Consider the following 18,395-nt stretch of genomic DNA (forward strand, 5'->3'; position numbering starts at 1 on the left):
TGCAATCATACGTGCAACGCGAAGGAGAATTCCCCAATGTCCGATCTGCAAGCCATCATTGAGAAGGCCTGGGATGAACGTGACGGTATCAATAGCAGCACCGCAGGTGAGGTGCGTCGGGCCGTTTTAGAGACCATCGAAGCCATCGATGCTGGCACATTGCGGGTGGCGGAGAAAAACCCCGATCATCCCGAGGCTGAGCATGGTTGGGTGGTCAACCAGTGGGCCAAAAAGGCGGTACTGCTCTATTTTAAGCTGCACGACAATCAGGTGATGGGCGACGAGGGGGCCACCTATTTTGACAAGGTGCCTTTGAAGTTTGCGGGTTGGGACGAGGCGCGTTTTAAACAGGCTGGTTTTCGCGCGGTCCCCCCGGCCACGGCCCGTAAGGGGGTCTATATTGCCCCTGGTGTGGTGTTGATGCCCTCTTACTGTAACATTGGTGCCTATGTGGATTCTGGTACCATGGTGGATACCTGGGCAACGGTGGGTTCCTGTGCTCAGATTGGTAAAAATGTACACATCTCGGGGGGGGCAGGTATTGGTGGGGTGTTGGAGCCTCTACAGGCCAATCCAGTGATTATTGAGGATAATTGCTTTATTGGTGCCCGCGCCGAAGTGGCGGAAGGGGTGATTGTGGGTGAGGGTTCGGTGCTCTCTATGGGGGTTTATCTGGGTAAATCCACCAAGATTGTGGATCGTGCCAGCGGTGAGATCCATATGGGCTATGTGCCCCCCTATTCGGTGGTGGTTTCCGGCACCATGCCCGGCAAGCCCATGCCCAATGGTCAGCCTGGCCCTAACTTGTATTGTGCGGTGATTGTAAAAACCGTGGATGCACAGACCCGTTCCAAGACCGGCATCAACGAGCTGCTGCGGGAGTTCTAATGACGGTTTATTCACCCGAAATGGTGGATCCGGTGGCACTGGCGCGGGCCTTAATTCAGGCCCCGTCAGTGACGCCAATGGATCATGGCTGCCAAGATCTGCTGATTCGCCATCTGGAGGATCTGGGTTTTACGGTGCATCGACTGCGTTTTGGTCATGTGGAGAACTTTTACGCGCGGCTGGGCAGCAAGGGGCGCAATTTTACCTTTGCCGGACATACCGATGTGGTGGGGGCAGGGGATACCAGCCGCTGGTCCAGTGACCCCTTTGCAGCGACCCTGGAAGAGGGCTATATCACGGGCCGTGGGGCGGTGGATATGAAGGGTGGCTTGGCCTGTATGGTCGCCGCGACCGCGCGTTTTTTGGCGGCGCGTCCCCATTTTGCGCAGCAGCATAGCCTAAGTTTTCTCATTACCGGTGATGAAGAGGGGGATGCGCTGGATGGCACCCTCAAGGTGTTACAGTGGTTGGAGAGCCAGCAGGAGAAGATGGATTACTGCTTGGTGGGGGAGCCCACCAGTGCGGCACAGTTGGGGGATTGCATCAAGAATGGGCGGCGTGGTTCGGTGAACGGTCGTTTGACCATTCGCGGGGTGCAGGGGCATGTGGCGTATCCCCATTTGGTGGATAATCCCATTCACCGGGCCGCCCCGGTGCTGGCGGCGATTAGCAGCATGACGTTTGACCAAGGGGATCGGTTTTTTCAGCCGACTTCTCTTCAGTTTACGGCGGTGCAGTCGGGTGGTAGTGCCACCAACGTGGTGCCGGGTGAGCTGACGGCGGGGTTTAATATCCGCTTTAGTGCCATGCACACCCCCGAGAGCTTGGAGGCCCGCATACGCCAAGTGTTGGATGGGGCCGAGGTCGATTATGATCTACAGATGATGACCTCGGGACTGCCCTTTATTACCGAGGGTGGGCCTCTGGTGGAGGCGGTCAAGGCAACGGTGGCGCAGGTCACAGGGTTGGAGCCGCAGCTCTCCACCGGCGGGGGCACCTCGGACGCCCGTTTTATCTCCCGCCATTGTGTGCAGACGGTGGAGTTTGGTCTGGTGGGCAGTACCATGCACAAAGTGGATGAGCGGGTGCCGGTGGCGGATTTAGAGGTGTTGACCGAGGTATACCGGCGGCTGTTGGAGCGGCTCTACCCCCCCCAGGGGTGAGCCCCCAGGGTGAGAGGTGGTTCTTGGCTGCGGCAAAGGGGCGGTGTATGCCTGTGCTGCCCAGGATGCACGGTGTTGGTTGATAAAAAGGCGGTCCTCCAAGGGGAGGGCCGCCTTTTTTTAAGCCGTGGTGTGTCCCTTACATGATGCGCAGACGCTCAACGGGTTCGCCGCCATCGACAAAGTGCTTGTCGAAGATTTCGCTGACATCTTCGGGTTTGACATTACCGTACCAGACCCCTTCGGGGTAGACCACGGCCACGGGGCCACGGTCACAGGGACCCATGCAGAAGGTGCCGGTAACAAATACCTGCTCGTACATACCGCGCTTTTCGAGCTCGGTATTAAAGGCTTCGAAGGTACCCTGGGAGCCACTGGCTTGGCAGGAGCCACGGGGGTGGCCTTCGGGACGACGGTTCATGCAGACAAAAACGTGATGCTTGGGTTTCATAAAGAGCCTCCTGAGCAATAAACCCCAGTAGCTGCTGTGGAACAGGGATTAACAGCTACTTTTTCATGAAGTTGCAACCATGGTATGGCGATGTTTCGCCTGCACACATGGGCGCTGATTGCGCCAAAGCGCAGATAAAGTTGGGGTGGATTCTGGTCATCCTTGGCTTTTCTGTCAACTAATGGATAAAATCAATCCCTAGCATTCGTCAAAATTTATGACGTATAATTCACGCAACCCACGGATTTTTGAGAATTCTTGTTGAACGCGCGCTTTTTCAATTCACGCAAGCGTGATTAGAGGGGTTGACTTCAGTGCGTTAGGAATCCATGATATGCTAATGTTTGATTGAAAAACGCTGTATCGCGGCGCGAAAAAGCGTACAGCCACCCATTGTGTGGTTGTTTGCCTGAACGATGGCACCAATGTGTCACCATTATGGAGAACGAGATATGTCCAGCTTTGAACTCAACGGTACCACCTACGAAACTGACGAAGACGGATACCTCGTCGATCTCGGTCAGTGGAACGAAGACGTTGCCAACTACCTCGCTAAGGAAGAAGGCATCGACATGACTGAGTCCCACTGGGAAGTTGTTCACTTCCTGCGTGAGTACTATGAAGAGTACAAGATTGCTCCCATGATCCGCATTCTGACCAAAGCCATTGGTAAGAAGCTGGGCAAAGATAAGGGCAACACCAAGTACCTGTATGACCTGTATCCCGGTGGTCCTGCTAAGCAAGCCTGTAAGGTTGCTGGCCTGCCCAAGCCTACCGGTTGCGTCTAACACGCATCAGCCGGGGGGGATCCCCTTGTGGGGGGACCCCCCGGACCGAGAGGCCGCACCCTTGAGGTGTGGTTGCAAAAAGAGACCGGCTTTCGCCCCTGTACACCTTTGGCCAAAGCCGGTTTTCTTTGTGTAAAGCATGAGAATGGGTCTTTCCTTGACCTTCGGAACAGGGATCTGACTATAGGTGTTCGATAGATTTGCGGTTTGGACACCTACAGCGAGTTACTTAAACGAGGGCATGGCCGCCGTGTAGCCTTGGGCTGGTCATCCAGTGGAAATTTAGTAAGGTTATGAACCTGTAAACAGCCAGAGGGGAAACCTGGATGTTGATGATCCTCGCCTATCTCGCCTTGGGCATTTTTGTTGTCGGTATTCTTGCGCGTATCGTCAAATATGCCCGTACCCCCGCCCCCTTAAAAATTCCAACGACCCCCGCCCCATTGACCAAACAGGGTGTTGCATGGCGCCTCTTTACCGAGGTAGCCTTTTTCAACAGCCTGTTTAAGGGGGATAAGTGGACTTGGATGGGCGGCTACCTTTTTCACGTTGCCTTGGCGCTGGTGACATTGCGTCATTTGCGCTATTTCGTGGAAGATATTCCAGAGGTCGCTGGCCATTTTCAGATTGTTGGCATTGTTGCTGGCATCGCCATGGTGGGTGGTCTGGGTTTTCTGTTCCTACGCCGTCTGATGGTGGATCGTTTTCGCCACATCTCGTCTAAGGCTGACTATCTGATTTTGCTGCTGCTCATGGCCATTGGCGGCAGTGGTCTGCTGATGACCTTTGCCATCCACCCGGATGTGGTGGAGATCAAGGCGGCGATGATGGGTTGGTTGGGGATGCAGGGCTTTGAGACCCCCAGTGATGTGGTTTTCTTGCTGCATTTCTTGCTGGTATTGGCGTTGATGATTATCTTCCCGTTCAGCAAGTTGATGCATATGGTTGGGATCTTCTTCAGCCCCACCCGCAACCAGACCGATACCCCAAGAGAGGCCAAGCACGTCAACCCTTGGTCCAAGTATTAAGTTTGCGACGGGTTGGTTTGGAACAGGCATCCACCTTGGTTTGAGGTGGTGAACACGAACATCGCACCCTGTGCTGTACAGGGTTTGCTAAGCTGAGGAGTCCTCACGTGGCTGACGACATCCATGTACCGGAAATTGGTGACGACATTGTAACCCCAGCCCCTGTGGTTGGGACGATGAGCCATCTCAAGCCCATTCCGGCCCAAGCCAAGCATATGGAGCCGCTGGATTTCCCCGGAGAGCGGGTGGAAAATTGGCAGCAGGCAGGCATTGAAAAATTTGGGGATCTGCTCTCCAAATACCGTTCTTTGCAGGTGTTTATGGACATCTGCGTAAAGTGCGGCTCCTGCACCGATAAGTGCCATTACTATCTGGGCACGCAAGATCCCAACAACATGCCGGTGCAGCGCGCCGAGCTGATGCGCGAGGTCTATCGCCGTTACTTTACACCGGGTGGCAAGCTGTTCCCCAGTTTGGTGAAGGCGTCGGACTTTAATGAAGAGACTCTGGAGAAGTGGTTTACCTATTTCCACCAGTGTTCCCAGTGTCGCCGTTGTTCGGTCTTTTGCCCTTACGGTATTGACACCGCCGAAGTGACCATGGCGGCCCGTGAGCTGATGGACAGCATTGGCGTGGGTCATAAGTATTCTGCGGAGATCGTGGGTAAGGTACATGATCTGGGCAATAACTTGGGCATTCCTAAACCCGCGCTCAAGGGTACTTTGGACTTTTTGGAAGATGATATCCTAGAGACCACCGGTCATGAGGTACGTCTACCCCTGGATCAAAAGGGTGCTGAGGTTCTGTTGGTACCGCCTTCAGCGGACTTTTTCTCAGCCCCGCATGTGGATTCGTTGATGGGCTATGCCAAGGTGTTTCACCAGGCTGGTATTAGTTACACCATCAGTTCGGTTGCTTCCGAGGCGGCCAACTTTGGCATGTTTATCGGCAACTTTGACCAGATGCAGAAGATCGCCAAGCGCATTAGCGATCAGGCTCGCGAGCTGGGTGTCAAGCGTATTGTGGTGGGTGAGTGTGGCCATGCGTGGCGGGTGGCTTATGCCTTCTGGAACACGTTGAATGGTCCCTTTGACTATCTGGATCCCCGCTATCCCGTGCCCCAACATATTTGTGAGTTTACCAACGATCTGTACAACCGTGGTGCGTTGACCATGGATCGTAGCGCCAACGATGACAAGATCATCACCTTCCACGATTCCTGTAACGTGGCGCGGGCCTCACGCATGGGACCCAATCCCGGTGGTCAGTTTGAGATTCCCCGCGCTTTGATTCGGGCCTCGGCCAACCGGTTTGTGGATATGGATCCTGACACCATTCACGAAAAGACCTTCTGCTGTGGTGGTGGTGGTGGTCTGTTGACCGACGAGTTGATGGATCTGCGTATTAAGGGTGTGATGCCACGGGTGACAGCTCTGAAAAAGGTGATGGAAGAGGATAATGTCAACTTCCTGGCCCTAATTTGCGCCATTTGTAAAGCGCAGTTTACCAAGGTTCTTCCCTACTATGGTATCCCCATGGATACGGTGGGTGGGGTGCATCAGCTGGTGAGTAATGCCATTCAGTTGGGTGCTAAGAAGGGTATTGTTTAATTGAACAGCTCTCTGCGGATCAGTGGGCGCCGCCCGGATGAGATGCGGGCGGTGACCATAACCCGTCACTATACCAAGCATGCCGAAGGCTCCTGTTTAATCGCCTTTGGGGATACTCAGGTGTTGTGTACCGCCACGGTGGAGGAGTCTCAGCCCCGGTGGATGCGTAATGAGGATCGGGGTTGGGTGACGGCTGAGTATGGCATGCTGCCCCGTTCGACCAATGTACGTATGGGACGCGAGGCTGCTAAGGGCAAGCAGAGTGGTCGCACCTTGGAGATCCAGCGTTTGATTGGGCGTGCCATGCGTGCGGTGGTGGATCTACAGGCGTTGGGCAAGCGCACCATCTGGCTGGATTGTGATGTGATCCAAGCGGATGGGGGTACCCGCACGGCCTCGATTACCGGTGCTTTTGTGGCGATGCACGATGCGGTTACGGGTCTGCTGAAGGCGGGCTTGATACGCCACAATCCGTTGCGGGATCATGTGGCTGCGGTCAGTTGTGGCATGGTGGCCGGTATGCCCGCGCTGGATCTGGACTATCAAGAGGACTCTCGCTGCGACACCGATATGAACTTTGTGATGACCGGTGCCGGTGGTTTTGTGGAGATTCAGGGCACGGCGGAGGGGGTTCCCTTTACCCGGCCTGAATTTGAGAGCATGGCGGCGTTGGCCGACCAAGGTATCAAAGCGCTGGTACAAGCCCAGAAGCTGGCCCTGCTCAAGGGGTAGGCTTGGTGTGTTGAAGATAAGCAGCAAAGTGCAAGGGGCCATCATGGCCCCTTGTTTTGTTTTGGGGGGTAGGCGTAGCTTGGCTTAACCACTCTTCTGTTGGGGGCGGGCCTTGAGTAGGACCGCTCTCTTTTCTCTCCTAATTGGGCATCATGACCATATTTCCCCTCTCTCTCTATCTCCATATTCCTTACTGTGTGCATAAGTGTCCCTATTGTGATTTTCATTCACGGGTCGAGGTGCAGGTGCCCCAGGAGCGTTATGTGGATGCCCTGCTCATGGAGTTGGGTATGTGGCGGCGGCGTTTTTCACAGGATGCGCGGCCTTTGCAGAGCATTTTTTTGGGCGGGGGTACGCCATCGTTATTTGATCCACCGCAGATTGGCCGGTTAATGGCCGGTATTGGGGCGATTTGGCCGTTGGAGAGCGGTTGTGAGGTGACGATGGAGGGTAATCCGGAGTCACTCACGCAGGGGCGTTTGGCCGGTTACGGTGAGGCGGGCATTACCCGTATGAGTGTGGGGGTGCAGGCGTTGGATGAGGGGCGGTTGCGTCAGTTGCAGCGCCCCCATGACCGGGCGCAGGCGTTACAGGGGTTAGGGTGGTTGGCACAGGCGGGGTTTAGCAGCTGGAGTGCGGATTTCATATTTGCCACGCCGGGCCATACGGTGGCGGGGTGGTTGGAGGAGTTGGCAGAGGTATTGGCTTTTGCGCCGCCGCATCTCTCCTGTTACGGCTTGACGGTGGAGCCGGGCACGCCCTTTTTTCAGCGGCAGCAGGGGGGTGAGGCGTTGGTTGCGGATGAGGAGCGACAGCTCGCACTGTTGGAGGCCACCTATGAGCGGCTGACAGCGGCGGGGTTGCCTTCTTATGAAATCAGCAATTTTGCGCGGGCTGGGCATGGGTGCAGGCACAATGTGAACTATTGGCGGTTTGGGGATTATTTGGGGGTGGGGGTGGCGGCGCATGGCAAATGGAGTGATGCGGATGGCGTGGTGTGGCGCAGTGCCAATCTGGCGGATGCAGCACGTTATATGGCGTGTGTTGAGGCGGGACGTTCGCCATGGGTGAGGGATCAGCGGTTGACCCCGCAGGAGGCGGGTAATGAGGCGTTGGTGATGGGTTTGCGTATGGGCGAGGGGATGAGCAAGGCGACCTATCAGTGGGTAAGGGGGGTCTCTTTACAGCAGAGCGTGGGTGATGGGCTGGCATGGTTTGAGCGACAGGGTATGCTTGCGCAGAGTGCAACGCATGTGTGGTTGACACCACGGGGGTTACGGTTGGCGGATGGGGTAATGGCGGAGTTGATGGAGGTTGAGCCTTAACCCATGTTTAACGTTTCTCTGCCGAATTTAGGCATGTTTGGCCTGTTGATGTATTTTAACATATTGATTTATATGTACTCACAAATTCAAACATGTTTTGTAGTGCCATAATAAATTATTATGTCTTGCGCCACCATGGTGCTTTTGGTATCATTCCGAGTATGTATATACGACGCACACAAACCCGCAATACAGCCACAGGCGAATCTTACTACACGCATCGCCTGGTTCAATCCCTTCGTGTCGGCACGAAGGTCAGGCAGGTGACACTCTTGAATCTTGGCCGTCATTTCGCCATAGGCCAGAATCACTGGCCCACCTTGTGTTCACGTATCGATCAACTGCTAAGCCCTCAGAAGACACTGATTTCTCTTGATTGTCCTTCGCAAGTGGAGCGGGAGGCCCAGCGTATTGTCGCGCAATTGTTGACCCGTCAGCCGGAAGCAATCCCGTCTGCCAAGGAGACGGAAACCGGCCTTTCCCCAGAGGATGTGCAAACAGTATTGGTGGACTCTCTTGAAATGAGCCGCCCCCGGAGTGTGGGGGTGGAGCAGGTGGGACTATGGGCCATGGGTAAGGCAGGGTTTACAGAACTGTTGGCCGATGTCGGACTAACCGGCCCTCAGCGAGCCGCAGCCATCGGCGCCATTATTGGACGCATGGCCGCACCTGGTTCCGAACGGGCGCTGCATAGATGGCTCAGCGCCCAAAGCGGCCTAGGGGAGTTGCTTGATGTGGACTTCGAGACCATGAGCCTGATGCAATTTTACCGAGTTTCAGACCTATTGATCAGAAACCGCGAGGCTATCGAAAACAGATTGTTTTCCAAGATTAACGATCTATTCAACCTGCCGGGCACCGTCACCTTATACGATTTGACCAATACCTATTTTGAGGGAGAGGCAGAAGGAAACAGCAAAGCTCAGCGGGGGCGCTCAAAGGAGAAGCGTTGCGACTCTCCCCTGTTGACCTTGGGTCTGGTACTCGACGGTAGCGGGTTTGTGCGCCGTTCGCAGATTTTCCCCGGCAATGTCTCCGAAGGGAGCACCCTGGAAGGGATGCTCAAAGGCTTGAATGCTCCCAATGGTACCTTGGTGGTTATGGATCGGGGGGTAGCCACTGAGGCCAATCTTGTCTGGTTACGCGACAAAGGCTATCGTTATCTGGTGGTCAGCCGAGAACGCGAGCGGCAATTCGATTTCAACGGTGCTGCATGTATCGAAACGGCCGCAAAGGAACAGATCCACATCCAAAAAGTTCTCAGCGACGATGGCCAGGAGGTGAGGCTTTACTGTCATTCCCAACGCCGTGCGGAAAAGGAAAAGGGGATCTCCCGGCGTTTTGCCGAGCGCTTTGAAGCCGGTCTGACTAAGCTCTCCGAGGGGCTTTCCAAGCCCCGCACCACAAAGAATATCGATAAACTTTGGGAGCGCATTGGACGGCTGAAAGAAAAAAATCGTGGTATAGGCCAGCACTACCACATCGAAATCATCCCGGACGACAGTGGTTTGCAGGCCCAAGCCATCCATTGGAAACAAAAACCGCTCGATGGCACCTCGCTGACCCACCCTGGGGTCTACTGCCTGCGTAGCAACGAGACCGGCTGGGATGAGGAGCGCTTATGGCGCACCTACATCACCCTCACGGATCTGGAATCGGTGTTTCGCTCTCTCAAATCGGAATTGGGCTTGCGTCCACTCTTCCATCGGAAAGAGGAACGCAGCGATGGTCATCTGTTTATCACCGTGCTGACCTACCAGATCGTACAGATAATACGTCAACAATTGGCGGAAAAAGGTATCCACGGTCGCTGGAGCACGCTGCGAGACATCCTCTCCAGCCAGTGCCGGATTACCGCTTCATTTCGACGACCCGATGGACATTCCTTGCAGGTGCGCAAAGCCACCAGACCTGAGCCTGAACAACAGAAAATCTTCCAGGCGCTTGGAATCCATGCAAACCCAGGCGGGGTGAAAAAGATGGTCGTCTGAGCACATTTTCCAAAGAATGCACAGTTTGTAGTGCCACTCGAAAAAAATACACATCGTAAGATTCTGTATTTTAAGATCTTCTACAATAGCCTGTTAAACATGGGTTAACGAGGGGATTTGGTGTTGGGGTGATTGGGTCCATGGTAGGCAAGCGGGGGTAGTCTTATGTTGCAGCGGTTGAGGGTTCGCTCATTACGGTTCACGGTGTTGGCCATGGCGGGGTTGGTGGTTGTCGTGGTGGTGGTGTTTGGGTTGTTTGCTGTGGCGCAGTTGGGTACACAGCAAACGATGGAGCGGCAGCAGGGGCTAAAGGTTTTGGCGGCGGGTCTGCATGGGCAGTTGGAGCGCATTTACACGTTGGAGCGGCTGGGGGCGTATCACCGGGATGAGGCGCAGCTATTGGCCAGGGAGGCGGTGTTGGCCATGGCTCTTGGTGAGGGGCGTGGTTTATGGCTGATGGATATGAAGCTGCATATGGTGGTGGATAGCAGCAGGCCGACTTGGGTTGGTAAGGATTTGGGGCGCGTGGTGGATGCGCAGGGCAAGCCTTTTTTTAGGGATTTGGTGGGGGTCGTGCGTGGAGCGGGTGAGGGGGGGGTGGTGTATCGTTGGGGGGAGGGGGCGCAGGAGCGGCTGGTGTATGTGAAGGGGTTTAAGCCGTGGGGTTGGGTGATTGGGGTTGAGGTGGGGTTGGGGGATATCACGGTGTGGGGGGGTGGTTCTGGGTTGGTGGTGGGGTTGGGGGTATTGTTGTTGCTCGTGTTGTGGATGATCGGCTCTATGGGGCACCTGTTACGGCGGCAATTGGGGGGTGAGCCAGAGCATGTGCAGAGGATTTGCAGGGGGGTAGCGAAGGGGGATTGGGGGGCTGTAGGGGGTTATATCGGGGAGAGTCAGGGGTTGGGGGTGGTGGGGGAATTACAGCGTATGCAGCGGCGGTTGATGGGGGTGATGGCGCGGTTGCAGGGGGGTATTGAGGGGGTTGGGGGGTATGGTGAGCGGTTGGCGCAGGGGTGTGATGCGTTGATGGGGCGGACAGATGAGCAGGTGAGTACATTGCATGAGACGGTGGCGGCCATGGGGGCGATGACCCACACCATTGCGCAGAACAGCCAGCATGCGCAGGGTGCGGAGGGGATTGCGCGGCGGGCCTATGAGGGGGCGCAGTCGGGTGGGGTGGCGGTGCAAGAGGCGGTGGAGGTGATGCATCATATTGCGCAGAAGATTGGCATTATTGAGGAGATTGCGCGGCAGACCAATTTATTGGCGTTGAATGCGGCGATTGAGGCGGCGCGGGCGGGGGAGCAGGGCAAGGGTTTTGCGGTGGTGGCGGCGGAGGTGCGCAAGTTAGCGGAGCGCAGTCAGTTGGCGGCGGCGGAGATTGGCACGCTTTCTGGTCGGACGGTTGGGGTTGTGGAGCGGGCGGGGGGGTTGATTGCGGCGTTGGTTCCGCAGATTCAGCAGACGGCGGATTTGGTGGCGGAGATTGCGCGTACCAGTGAGGAGCAGAGTCAGGGGGTTGGGCAGGTTAATGAGGCGGTTCAGCAGATGGAGGGGGGGATTGATCACAATGTTGTGTTGTTGCAGCAGGTTTCTGAAATGGTGACGGGCTTAATGGGGCAGGTGGAGCAGATGGAGCGGGATTTAGGTGTCAAGCATAGGGGCGGGCGGTTTGGTCCACAGGCGCTGGGGTGTAAACCATACCTCCCCTAACGGCTAGGCCGAACCCCCGCTGGGGCGAGCCTAATAGCCAAAAAGTTAACAGACCAAAAGCAAAACCCTGGGGGGGAGAGAGAACTTCTCCCTGCAATCCGCTCTCTAACCCTTGTTCCAAAATAGAGCCCAAAAAAGTAGGGTGTCGTTTAAAACAAAAGATTCCACCCCCCCCCTTTTTTTTAGCCATCGCACCAACCAATACGGGGTTACACCATGATCGTCGGCGTCGTCAAAGAGATCCGTAACCAAGAAAACCGGGTTGCCCTCACCCCAGATGGGGTAGAAACCCTCATCCAACACGGACATGCCGTGTGGGTAGAGCAACAGGCCGGGCTAGGCAGCGGCTTTGCCGATCACCACTATACGGAGCGAGGCGCTCAACTCTGCCCAACCGCAGCACAGGTCTGGCAATCGGCCCAGCTTATGCTCAAAGTCAAAGAGCCACAAATCCAAGAGTACCCCCTGTTGCAACCCGAACAGATGCTGTTTACCTATTTTCACTTTGCCGCGTCCCAGTCACTCACGCAGGCCGTGATAGACGCAAAATGTGTGGCCATTGCCTATGAAACCGTTGAAAATAGGGCAGGTCACTTGCCGCTGCTCACCCCCATGAGCGAGGTGGCTGGACGCATGGCCATCCAAGAAAGCGCGAAATATCTGGAACGCGCCCAAGGCGGACGCGGGATTTTACTCGGTGGCGTGCCAGGGGTTGCCCCCGCTACCGTGGTGGTGATTGGCGCCGGTGTGGTGGGAACCGAAGCGGCACGCATGGCCGCCGGCCTCGGTGCCCACGTCAAAGTGCTGGACATTAATCTGGAACGGCTACGCGCCATCGCCGATATGCTGCCCGCCAATGTCACCACCCTAGCCGCTACCCCTGGGACCATAAGAGAAGCCCTGCAAACCGCAGATGTGGTGGTGGGGGCCGTGCTGCTCAAAGGGGCGCGCGCCCCTAAATTAATCAGCCGAGCGTTGCTCAAACAGATGCAACCAGGCGCGGTCATCGTGGATACCGCCATTGACCAAGGGGGGATTTTTGAAACCTCACGAGCAACGACACACGAAAATCCGGTTTTTATCGAAGAGGGGATTATCCACTACTGCGTCACCAATATGCCCGGTGCCGTGCCCATCACCGCCACCCGCGCCCTCACCAATGCAACCCTGCCCTACGTGGTGAAGCTGGCGGATATGGGTTGGCAGGCCGCCTGTCGTGACGATGCGGGTTTGGCGATGGGGCTCAACATTGTGCAAGGTCAGGTGGTGTGCCAAGCCGTGGCGCAGACCTTTAACCTGCCCCATACCCCACGGGCAACACAGCTGGGTGTCGCTTAACGGGAAGGTGGCTGGACCATGCCTCCAGGCAAGGCCTGCTGTTTAACCGTAGGCGGAGCGGTTTACTCCTGCTCCTTCTCCTCTTTAACCGCCTTGATCTCAAGGTCGATGCGGCGGCGTAGAGGATCCTGTTCAGAGAGTAGCTTGAGGGCCTGTTTGTAGTGCCAAAGCGCGCGTTTTGTGTCGAGCCTGCGATGCTCATAACGGGCCAGGGCAATATGGCTCATGCTCAAGTTACCCCGTTTACCCTCAATCACCCCCAGCAGATAAAGAGGGTCCAATAGCTCAATGGGTTTGCTGGTTAGGCGATAAAGGATGTTGGCCGCTTCGTCTAACTGGCCTACCTCATGCAGCGCAACGGCCAGACGATAGTGCATGTCCGGATAGGCCTCAGCACCGGCAACCGCCTGACGCAAAAGGGGAATGGCCTGCTCTGGGCGTCCCCAATCCAAGAGGGCAAGCCCCAACTCGCGGAGCAAATAGGGATCGTTAGGCTGTTCCTTGAGCAGTTGACGCAACGCCTGCTCAGCCTTGCCCAACTGCCCTGCGTAACGCATCGCCAAGGCACTGCCGTAACGCGCGGCAAAGTGCTCTGAGCTGCCCGGTAGCAACCGCCTAAGTTTCAACTGTTGTTGATGCAAAAAGGCCCGTGGGTCGTCGCTGGCGGCAGCCTCCAACTTGGCCTGTACACGCTGCAATCGCTGCTGCCACTCGGGGTGCTCTTGAATGGGAAATGGGCCCATCTGGTTCTGGAGACGGTCGATCAGATCCTGTCCCGCCTGTAGACGCTCCAACCCCAAAGGGTGGGTACTCAAATAGGCTGGAGGAACAGGATTCATGCGCTGGAGCTGGTAGAGGGTTTTAAAGAAACGTGATACCCCATTGGGGTCCAGCGATGAAGCCACCATATACTCCACGGCCAAACGGTCGGCCTGCTGCTCCTTAACGCGGGTGGAGTCCAGCATCCCTTGGCGGGCGGCGGCACTGCCCCCCATAATTAAAGCGCTGGCTCCTTCGCCACTGCCCGCCATACCCGCGGCAATGCCCAGCGCGGCCCCTACCACCTGTTTGGCTAAGGCGGTGCGGGCGTCCGCTTTCATTTTTATGTGGTGCCCAGCTTTAAGGTGGCCTAATTCGTGGGCCATCACCCCAGCAATTTCATCGTAGTGCTTGGCCTTTAAAAGCAGGCCGCTGTGAAACACCACATAATGGTTGGGTAGGGCAAAGGCGTTGATGTTGTTATCCAGAATAACAAAAAATTTGACGCGCGTGGCGTTCAGGCCCGCCGCCTCGACCAAGGGCTTGCCCATGGCATCCATGAGCGCCATCACTTCAGGGTCCGTAATCAGGCTTATACTTTTCTCGGCATGCGCAGAATAGGGCAATACAAGCGCATTTAAGAGCATAAATAAGCCCAATAGAGGGTGGTTAAGCAGGTGTTTGAACATAGAGGTCCAATCCGGCGAGCTTTTTGCTTGGTTTCTTTCCTTAGAGGTGGTGGCGTCCCATGCAGCGCGGGTGGTCACCTCTTGGTAGCGTCGCTAAGTGTACTCTGCTTTGGCTTCGCTCCCAACGGGTGATGCGTGAAAAAGAGGGTAAAGGTGTGGTGTGGCGGTTAACCGTTTTAGCAGATTGGTGGAGCTCCGTCGGCTGCGCGAAGAGGCGCAAGGGGGAGAGTACGCCAAAGTTCTGGCAGATCTCAACGCCCTGCAACAGCAGGTTGTGGATCTGGACCAAGAGACCGAACAGGCCCGTGTGGATGCCCTTGAGATGGTCGGGAATGCCGCAAGCATTCTATCGGGGGAGATGCTTACCGGCTTTTTTGAGGGGCAAAAGATACGGCGTAAACGGCTTTTAACACAAATAAGCCGTACCAAACCGGTGGTAGAGGCCGCTAAACAGCGCTGGTTAGAGGCCCGTAAAGGTCTGCGACAGGCTGAAATATTAGAAGAAAAAACCAGCCAACAGCTGCAAAAAGAGGCGCTGAAGGTGGAGAATCGAATGCTGGATATGGCCGGGGTGGTGCGTCACATTCGGCAGCGCGACAAGGAGAACATGCTGTGATGAATGGGATGAAAAAAATCGTGGCGGTGGCCGTTCTGGCCATGGCATTCATGATACAACCGGTGGGGGCTGCGCAAGATCAAAACGGCTCCCCTCGTGATCCGGTGGATCTGCTCAAAACATTGGAGATTCGCCAGAATGAGCTAGAGACCCGGGCCAAGGTGCTTGATCTGAAAGAGCAAGAGCTCAAGCGTATGGGGGAAGAGGTGGAACGCCGTCTCAAGGCCCTTACCGCTCTGCGTGAGCAGGTACGTCAAGATATTCTGGAAGAGAAGCAGATTGACAGCAATAATATTGCCCGCTTGGCACGTATCTACAGCTCTATGAAACCCAAAGTGGCGGCGGGTCAATTAAAGGATCTGGAGCGTGAGACGGCGGTTAAAGTGCTCAAGGTGCTCAAAGAGAAGGTGGCCGCGAAAATTTTTGACAAAATGGACCCCCAGGATGCGCTGCCCCTGGCAGATGCCATTGGCATGAGCTTACAAAAACGGCGTATGTTGCGCGTGCAGTGAGCGCATAGCTTACCTGAAATGAGCCGGTTGTATAGAAAAAAACACGCCAAACAGCGTGTTTTTTTCTATATATATCAATATCATGCAATTTAAATGCAGAAATCTTTAAAAAAGGGTTAAAGGGTTGCCGTGGATGGTCGATAAACTCTTTTACGCAGGGCAATTGGGCTTTGCACAATAAAAAAAACAAGCAGGGCAAAAAAAGCTTAAAGATTCCATGAGAGGTGTCGATAAGCATGTTAACGGCCACAAGAGCCGTAACCATGAAGGGTTGTACCTAAGGGAAAAAATGTGGGCAAGATGCCTGCATTAAAAAAAAACGATGTGGGCAAGATGCCTGCATCAAAAAAATCGTACATGAACTGTATGTTAGGGTTAGGGTTGGCCCTGTAAAACGATCAACCCACCTCCAGCCAAGGACGGACAACACGAAGACCATACTGGATCTTTGTATGTTGGAGGTTTGACCATGCCACTGTACATTAATACAAACGTCGCTTCGCTCAATGCGCAGCGCAAATTAACCAAGTCTTCTGACGATCTTTCCACCACTTTCGCACGGCTCTCTTCCGGGTTGCGGATTAACTCCGCACGGGACGACGCAGCTGGTCTGGCCATCACTAATCGGATGACGTCCCAGATTCGCGGACTCAACCAGGCTGTTCGCAACGCCAACGACGGTATCTCCGTTGCGCAGGTTGCCGAAGGGGCCCTGGATGAAACCACCAATGCTTTGCAGCGTATTCGTGAGCTGGCTGTACAGTCGGCTAACGCCATCTACAACAGTTCGGACCGTCTGAACCTCGATAAAGAGGTCGATCAGATGTTGGCCGAGATTCAGCGCATCTCTGACGATACGCAGTTTAACAAGCTGAATGTGTTAGATGGCACATACGTTGGGCAAAAGTTCCAAGTGGGTGCCTTTTCCGGCCAAACCATCACCTTGAGCATTAATAGTGCCTCCTTAGGTCTGCTTGGGGTAACCAATTTGACCATCAGCACACAGGCTGGTGCTGAAGCCGCGCTAGCCCTTGTGGATAATGCGTTGGACAGCATCTCGGATGTACGCGCCAACTTGGGTGCGATTCAGAGCCGGTTTAGTGCGGTCATTGGTAACTTAAGCAACGTCGTGGAAAACATGTCGGCAGCGCGTTCTCGCATTCAGGATGCTGACATTGCGGCGGAGACGGCCAACCTGACCAAGACTTCGATCTTGCAACAGGCAGGAACCGCGGTGTTGGCGCAGGCGAACCAGCAGCCCCAATTAGCGCTTCAGTTACTGGGCTAAACCCTGGTTAAGCGATTATCCTGTACCTGCATGGGTGCAGTGGGAGAGTTGCGGCCTGAATCAATGACTTACGGTTTGTGTGTATGATACAGGTACGTTGTGTGTGGTAATGACTGCGTGAATTTGCGGCGGGAGAGTCGTTATGTCGTTTCATGTCCGTTCACATCCATGGAGCCTGCGGGCTGATGGAAGCGGGGAGTCCGGGTGGGTGCATAGCCCCGATGGTCTCTACCGTGTGGCGGCCAAGGGGTGTCATGGGGAGGTTCTGCGTCAGGTACCTGGTTTGGGTATGGTGGGTCGTTTTCTACACATGATGGGTCCTATGGAGATGTCTGACACTGCCCATGTGGGGGTGGAGGGGCTGGCCCGCATGGCGGAGTTGGCGGATCTAGGCCGTCCTGATGGACAGGCGCAGAGACACATCTATGAGCTGGCAGAGTTAGCCATGCAGGGGCGGGTAACCTGTGATGACCGAGAGGTGCTTCGGGTGGCGGTGCGACGCCTTATGGAGGCGATCAACGCGGCGGCCAACGATGAACCTTATGAGCTTGAGGGGGGTACGCTTAATCCAATGGGGCGGTTGCGCGATGGTCAGTTTGTACCGCTGGGTATGGTAGAGGGGTTGCTCGTCGATGGTGTGGATCGGGTTATGGAGCCGCGTCATCAAACCACCTTCAACCAGGGGCAGACAGGTACGGACGGGCGCACGGCATCAGTGCTGGGAGAGAGTGATGTTGAAACGTAATAGCCAGGCGGCAGGTGGTGGTACTGGGTGCCATAGCCGAGCCGGTTTAAGGTTGGTTGCCCGGGGGTCGATGCCCCGTTGGGCGACTCAAATAGAGCTAGGTTGGGTGCGTCAGTTGGGGCCTATGCCGGTGGTGCGTCTCCAGCAGGGTTATCTGTTGGCAGAGGTATGGCGGGAGATACGTATGGCGATTCGTTCGGTATCTCGCAAGGGCTGTTCGCGTTTGGTGGGGCGGGTTGAAAGGGAGCATGCGGGCGGGCTGCTTGGGGTGGGCCGGTTGATGCTCTTGCATGGACCCGAGACGCCCTCTTTGCGGGCACAGCGTAGCGTGGGTAGCCATGGGCAACAGGTAGAGGTGGAGAATCTTGGGGCGGTGTTTCCTCTGTTGATGGAGAGCCGTAAACCCATACAGGTGCCCCACAGCCGTACCATAGGGCAATGGCGCATACGCAATGGCCGGGTGATTCGTTCGGGCACCCTGCGGCGGCGTCCCAATGGGTTAATGCCCCGCCGGGGACCGTTATCCAATGGCGTGGTAGAGCCCCACGAGGGTGCCATGGGCTGGTCGATTTTTAATGATGGGACTTCGCTGTTAATGGGTCTTCCGGTGGAGCGTGTTGAGGCGCGGAGCCTGGGGGCATGGCAGGTTAGTCAAGCGGGTGAGATAGAGCGTTCGGCACGTAATCGCATGATCTGGCGCAGCATGCTGGATAGCTAAAGGTTTAAGAAACGAAGAATAGGTTTGGTCAAGGGACCATA

The 18,395-nt window shown here is 55.6% G+C and carries 17 protein-coding genes; 15 read left to right on the forward strand and 2 right to left on the reverse strand.

Features of this window, described 5'->3' with window-relative positions; genetic code table 11:
- Positions 1 to 36: 36 nt before the first annotated feature.
- The gene (gene dapD / locus MMC1_RS00230) at positions 37 to 888 is read left to right on the forward strand and encodes a 2,3,4,5-tetrahydropyridine-2,6-dicarboxylate N-succinyltransferase (protein ID WP_011711748.1); all 852 of its coding nucleotides are present in this window, start codon (positions 37 to 39) and stop codon (positions 886 to 888) included.
- A complete protein-coding gene (dapE, locus tag MMC1_RS00235) occupies positions 888 to 2,051 on the forward strand; it encodes a succinyl-diaminopimelate desuccinylase (RefSeq protein WP_011711749.1) in 1,164 nt (387 codons plus the stop codon). The genes dapD and dapE overlap by 1 nt, the downstream gene beginning before the upstream one ends.
- Positions 2,052 to 2,190: 139 nt before the next feature.
- Here dapE and MMC1_RS00240 read toward each other — a convergent pair whose 3' ends face one another.
- A complete protein-coding gene (locus tag MMC1_RS00240; RefSeq protein ID WP_011711750.1) occupies positions 2,191 to 2,502 on the reverse strand; it encodes a (2Fe-2S) ferredoxin domain-containing protein in 312 nt (103 codons plus the stop codon).
- Positions 2,503 to 2,954: 452 nt separating this feature from the next.
- On the opposite strand from MMC1_RS00240, the gene MMC1_RS00245 reads away from it, so the two are divergent.
- From MMC1_RS00245 to ald, 8 genes are all read left to right on the forward strand, one after another.
- A complete protein-coding gene (locus MMC1_RS00245; protein ID WP_011711751.1) occupies positions 2,955 to 3,290 on the forward strand; it encodes a TusE/DsrC/DsvC family sulfur relay protein in 336 nt (111 codons plus the stop codon).
- A gap of 326 nt (positions 3,291 to 3,616) precedes the next feature.
- Positions 3,617 to 4,318: a respiratory nitrate reductase subunit gamma gene (locus MMC1_RS00250; RefSeq protein WP_011711752.1), complete on the forward strand. Its 702-nt coding sequence runs from the start codon at positions 3,617 to 3,619 to the stop codon at positions 4,316 to 4,318.
- A 107-nt stretch (positions 4,319 to 4,425) separates the two neighbouring features.
- Entirely contained in the window at positions 4,426 to 5,928 is a 1,503-nt protein-coding gene (dsrK, locus tag MMC1_RS00255) for a sulfate reduction electron transfer complex DsrMKJOP subunit DsrK (protein WP_011711753.1), read from the forward strand.
- A complete protein-coding gene (gene rph, locus MMC1_RS00260) occupies positions 5,929 to 6,660 on the forward strand; it encodes a ribonuclease PH (RefSeq protein WP_011711754.1) in 732 nt (243 codons plus the stop codon). It abuts the gene before it with no gap.
- A gap of 152 nt (positions 6,661 to 6,812) precedes the next feature.
- Positions 6,813 to 7,985 (forward strand): radical SAM family heme chaperone HemW, encoded by a 1,173-nt coding sequence (gene hemW, locus MMC1_RS00265; RefSeq protein ID WP_011711755.1) that lies wholly within the window; start codon positions 6,813 to 6,815, stop codon positions 7,983 to 7,985.
- 161 nt (positions 7,986 to 8,146) lie between these two features.
- On the forward strand, positions 8,147 to 9,976 hold the full coding sequence (locus tag MMC1_RS00270) for an IS1634 family transposase (RefSeq protein WP_041641528.1): 1,830 nt from the start codon (positions 8,147 to 8,149) through the stop codon (positions 9,974 to 9,976).
- 165 nt (positions 9,977 to 10,141) lie between these two features.
- Positions 10,142 to 11,689 carry a methyl-accepting chemotaxis protein gene (locus MMC1_RS00275; RefSeq protein ID WP_011711757.1) on the forward strand — a complete coding sequence of 516 codons (1,548 nt, stop codon included), beginning with the start codon at positions 10,142 to 10,144 and terminating at the stop codon, positions 11,687 to 11,689.
- A 216-nt stretch (positions 11,690 to 11,905) separates the two neighbouring features.
- Positions 11,906 to 13,027, forward strand: coding sequence for an alanine dehydrogenase (gene ald, locus MMC1_RS00280; RefSeq protein ID WP_011711758.1), 1,122 nt, complete (start codon positions 11,906 to 11,908; stop codon positions 13,025 to 13,027).
- 62 nt (positions 13,028 to 13,089) lie between these two features.
- Here ald and MMC1_RS00285 read toward each other — a convergent pair whose 3' ends face one another.
- Positions 13,090 to 14,433 (reverse strand): M48 family metalloprotease, encoded by a 1,344-nt coding sequence (locus tag MMC1_RS00285; protein WP_160162637.1) that lies wholly within the window; start codon positions 14,431 to 14,433, stop codon positions 13,090 to 13,092.
- Positions 14,434 to 14,635: 202 nt separating this feature from the next.
- On the opposite strand from MMC1_RS00285, the gene fliJ reads away from it, so the two are divergent.
- The 5 genes from fliJ to MMC1_RS00310 all read left to right on the forward strand — a co-directional run bounded on the left by fliJ (position 14,636) and on the right by MMC1_RS00310 (position 18,354).
- Positions 14,636 to 15,091, forward strand: a complete 456-nt coding sequence (fliJ, locus tag MMC1_RS00290) for a flagellar export protein FliJ (RefSeq protein WP_011711760.1) — start codon at positions 14,636 to 14,638, stop codon at positions 15,089 to 15,091.
- Positions 15,091 to 15,603, forward strand: a complete 513-nt coding sequence (locus MMC1_RS00295; RefSeq protein ID WP_011711761.1) for a MotE family protein — start codon at positions 15,091 to 15,093, stop codon at positions 15,601 to 15,603. Before fliJ ends, MMC1_RS00295 begins: the two co-directional genes overlap by 1 nt.
- A 469-nt stretch (positions 15,604 to 16,072) precedes the next feature.
- Complete coding sequence (locus tag MMC1_RS00300; protein ID WP_011711762.1) at positions 16,073 to 16,891, forward strand: flagellin N-terminal helical domain-containing protein; 819 nt, start codon at positions 16,073 to 16,075, stop codon at positions 16,889 to 16,891.
- Between the two features lie 142 nt (positions 16,892 to 17,033).
- The gene (locus MMC1_RS00305; RefSeq protein ID WP_011711763.1) at positions 17,034 to 17,636 is read left to right on the forward strand and encodes a hypothetical protein; all 603 of its coding nucleotides are present in this window, start codon (positions 17,034 to 17,036) and stop codon (positions 17,634 to 17,636) included.
- On the forward strand, positions 17,623 to 18,354 hold the full coding sequence (locus MMC1_RS00310; protein WP_011711764.1) for a hypothetical protein: 732 nt from the start codon (positions 17,623 to 17,625) through the stop codon (positions 18,352 to 18,354). The genes MMC1_RS00305 and MMC1_RS00310 overlap by 14 nt, the downstream gene beginning before the upstream one ends.
- Positions 18,355 to 18,395: the final 41 nt, after the last annotated feature.

This window comes from Magnetococcus marinus MC-1 (genome assembly GCF_000014865.1).
Classification (GTDB): Bacteria; Pseudomonadota; Magnetococcia; order Magnetococcales; family Magnetococcaceae; genus Magnetococcus; species Magnetococcus marinus.

What these genes read in the sequence shown, in the direction of transcription:
- dapE (WP_011711749.1), top strand. Translation starts at nt 888, where the DNA reads ATGACGGTTTATTCACCCGAAATGGTGGATCCGGTGGCACTGGCGCGG.
- MMC1_RS00245 (WP_011711751.1), top strand. Translation starts at nt 2,955, where the DNA reads ATGTCCAGCTTTGAACTCAACGGTACCACCTACGAAACTGACGAAGAC.
- MMC1_RS00300 (WP_011711762.1), top strand. Translation starts at nt 16,073, where the DNA reads ATGCCACTGTACATTAATACAAACGTCGCTTCGCTCAATGCGCAGCGC.
- MMC1_RS00275 (WP_011711757.1), top strand. Translation starts at nt 10,142, where the DNA reads ATGTTGCAGCGGTTGAGGGTTCGCTCATTACGGTTCACGGTGTTGGCC.
- MMC1_RS00270 (WP_041641528.1), top strand. Translation starts at nt 8,147, where the DNA reads ATGTATATACGACGCACACAAACCCGCAATACAGCCACAGGCGAATCT.
- MMC1_RS00285 (WP_160162637.1), bottom strand. Translation starts at nt 14,433, where the DNA reads ATGCTCTTAAATGCGCTTGTATTGCCCTATTCTGCGCATGCCGAGAAA.
- MMC1_RS00310 (WP_011711764.1), top strand. Translation starts at nt 17,623, where the DNA reads ATGTTGAAACGTAATAGCCAGGCGGCAGGTGGTGGTACTGGGTGCCAT.
- MMC1_RS00305 (WP_011711763.1), top strand. Translation starts at nt 17,034, where the DNA reads ATGTCGTTTCATGTCCGTTCACATCCATGGAGCCTGCGGGCTGATGGA.
- hemW (WP_011711755.1), top strand. Translation starts at nt 6,813, where the DNA reads ATGACCATATTTCCCCTCTCTCTCTATCTCCATATTCCTTACTGTGTG.
- dapD (WP_011711748.1), top strand. Translation starts at nt 37, where the DNA reads ATGTCCGATCTGCAAGCCATCATTGAGAAGGCCTGGGATGAACGTGAC.
- MMC1_RS00295 (WP_011711761.1), top strand. Translation starts at nt 15,091, where the DNA reads ATGAATGGGATGAAAAAAATCGTGGCGGTGGCCGTTCTGGCCATGGCA.
- MMC1_RS00250 (WP_011711752.1), top strand. Translation starts at nt 3,617, where the DNA reads ATGTTGATGATCCTCGCCTATCTCGCCTTGGGCATTTTTGTTGTCGGT.
- ald (WP_011711758.1), top strand. Translation starts at nt 11,906, where the DNA reads ATGATCGTCGGCGTCGTCAAAGAGATCCGTAACCAAGAAAACCGGGTT.
- MMC1_RS00240 (WP_011711750.1), bottom strand. Translation starts at nt 2,502, where the DNA reads ATGAAACCCAAGCATCACGTTTTTGTCTGCATGAACCGTCGTCCCGAA.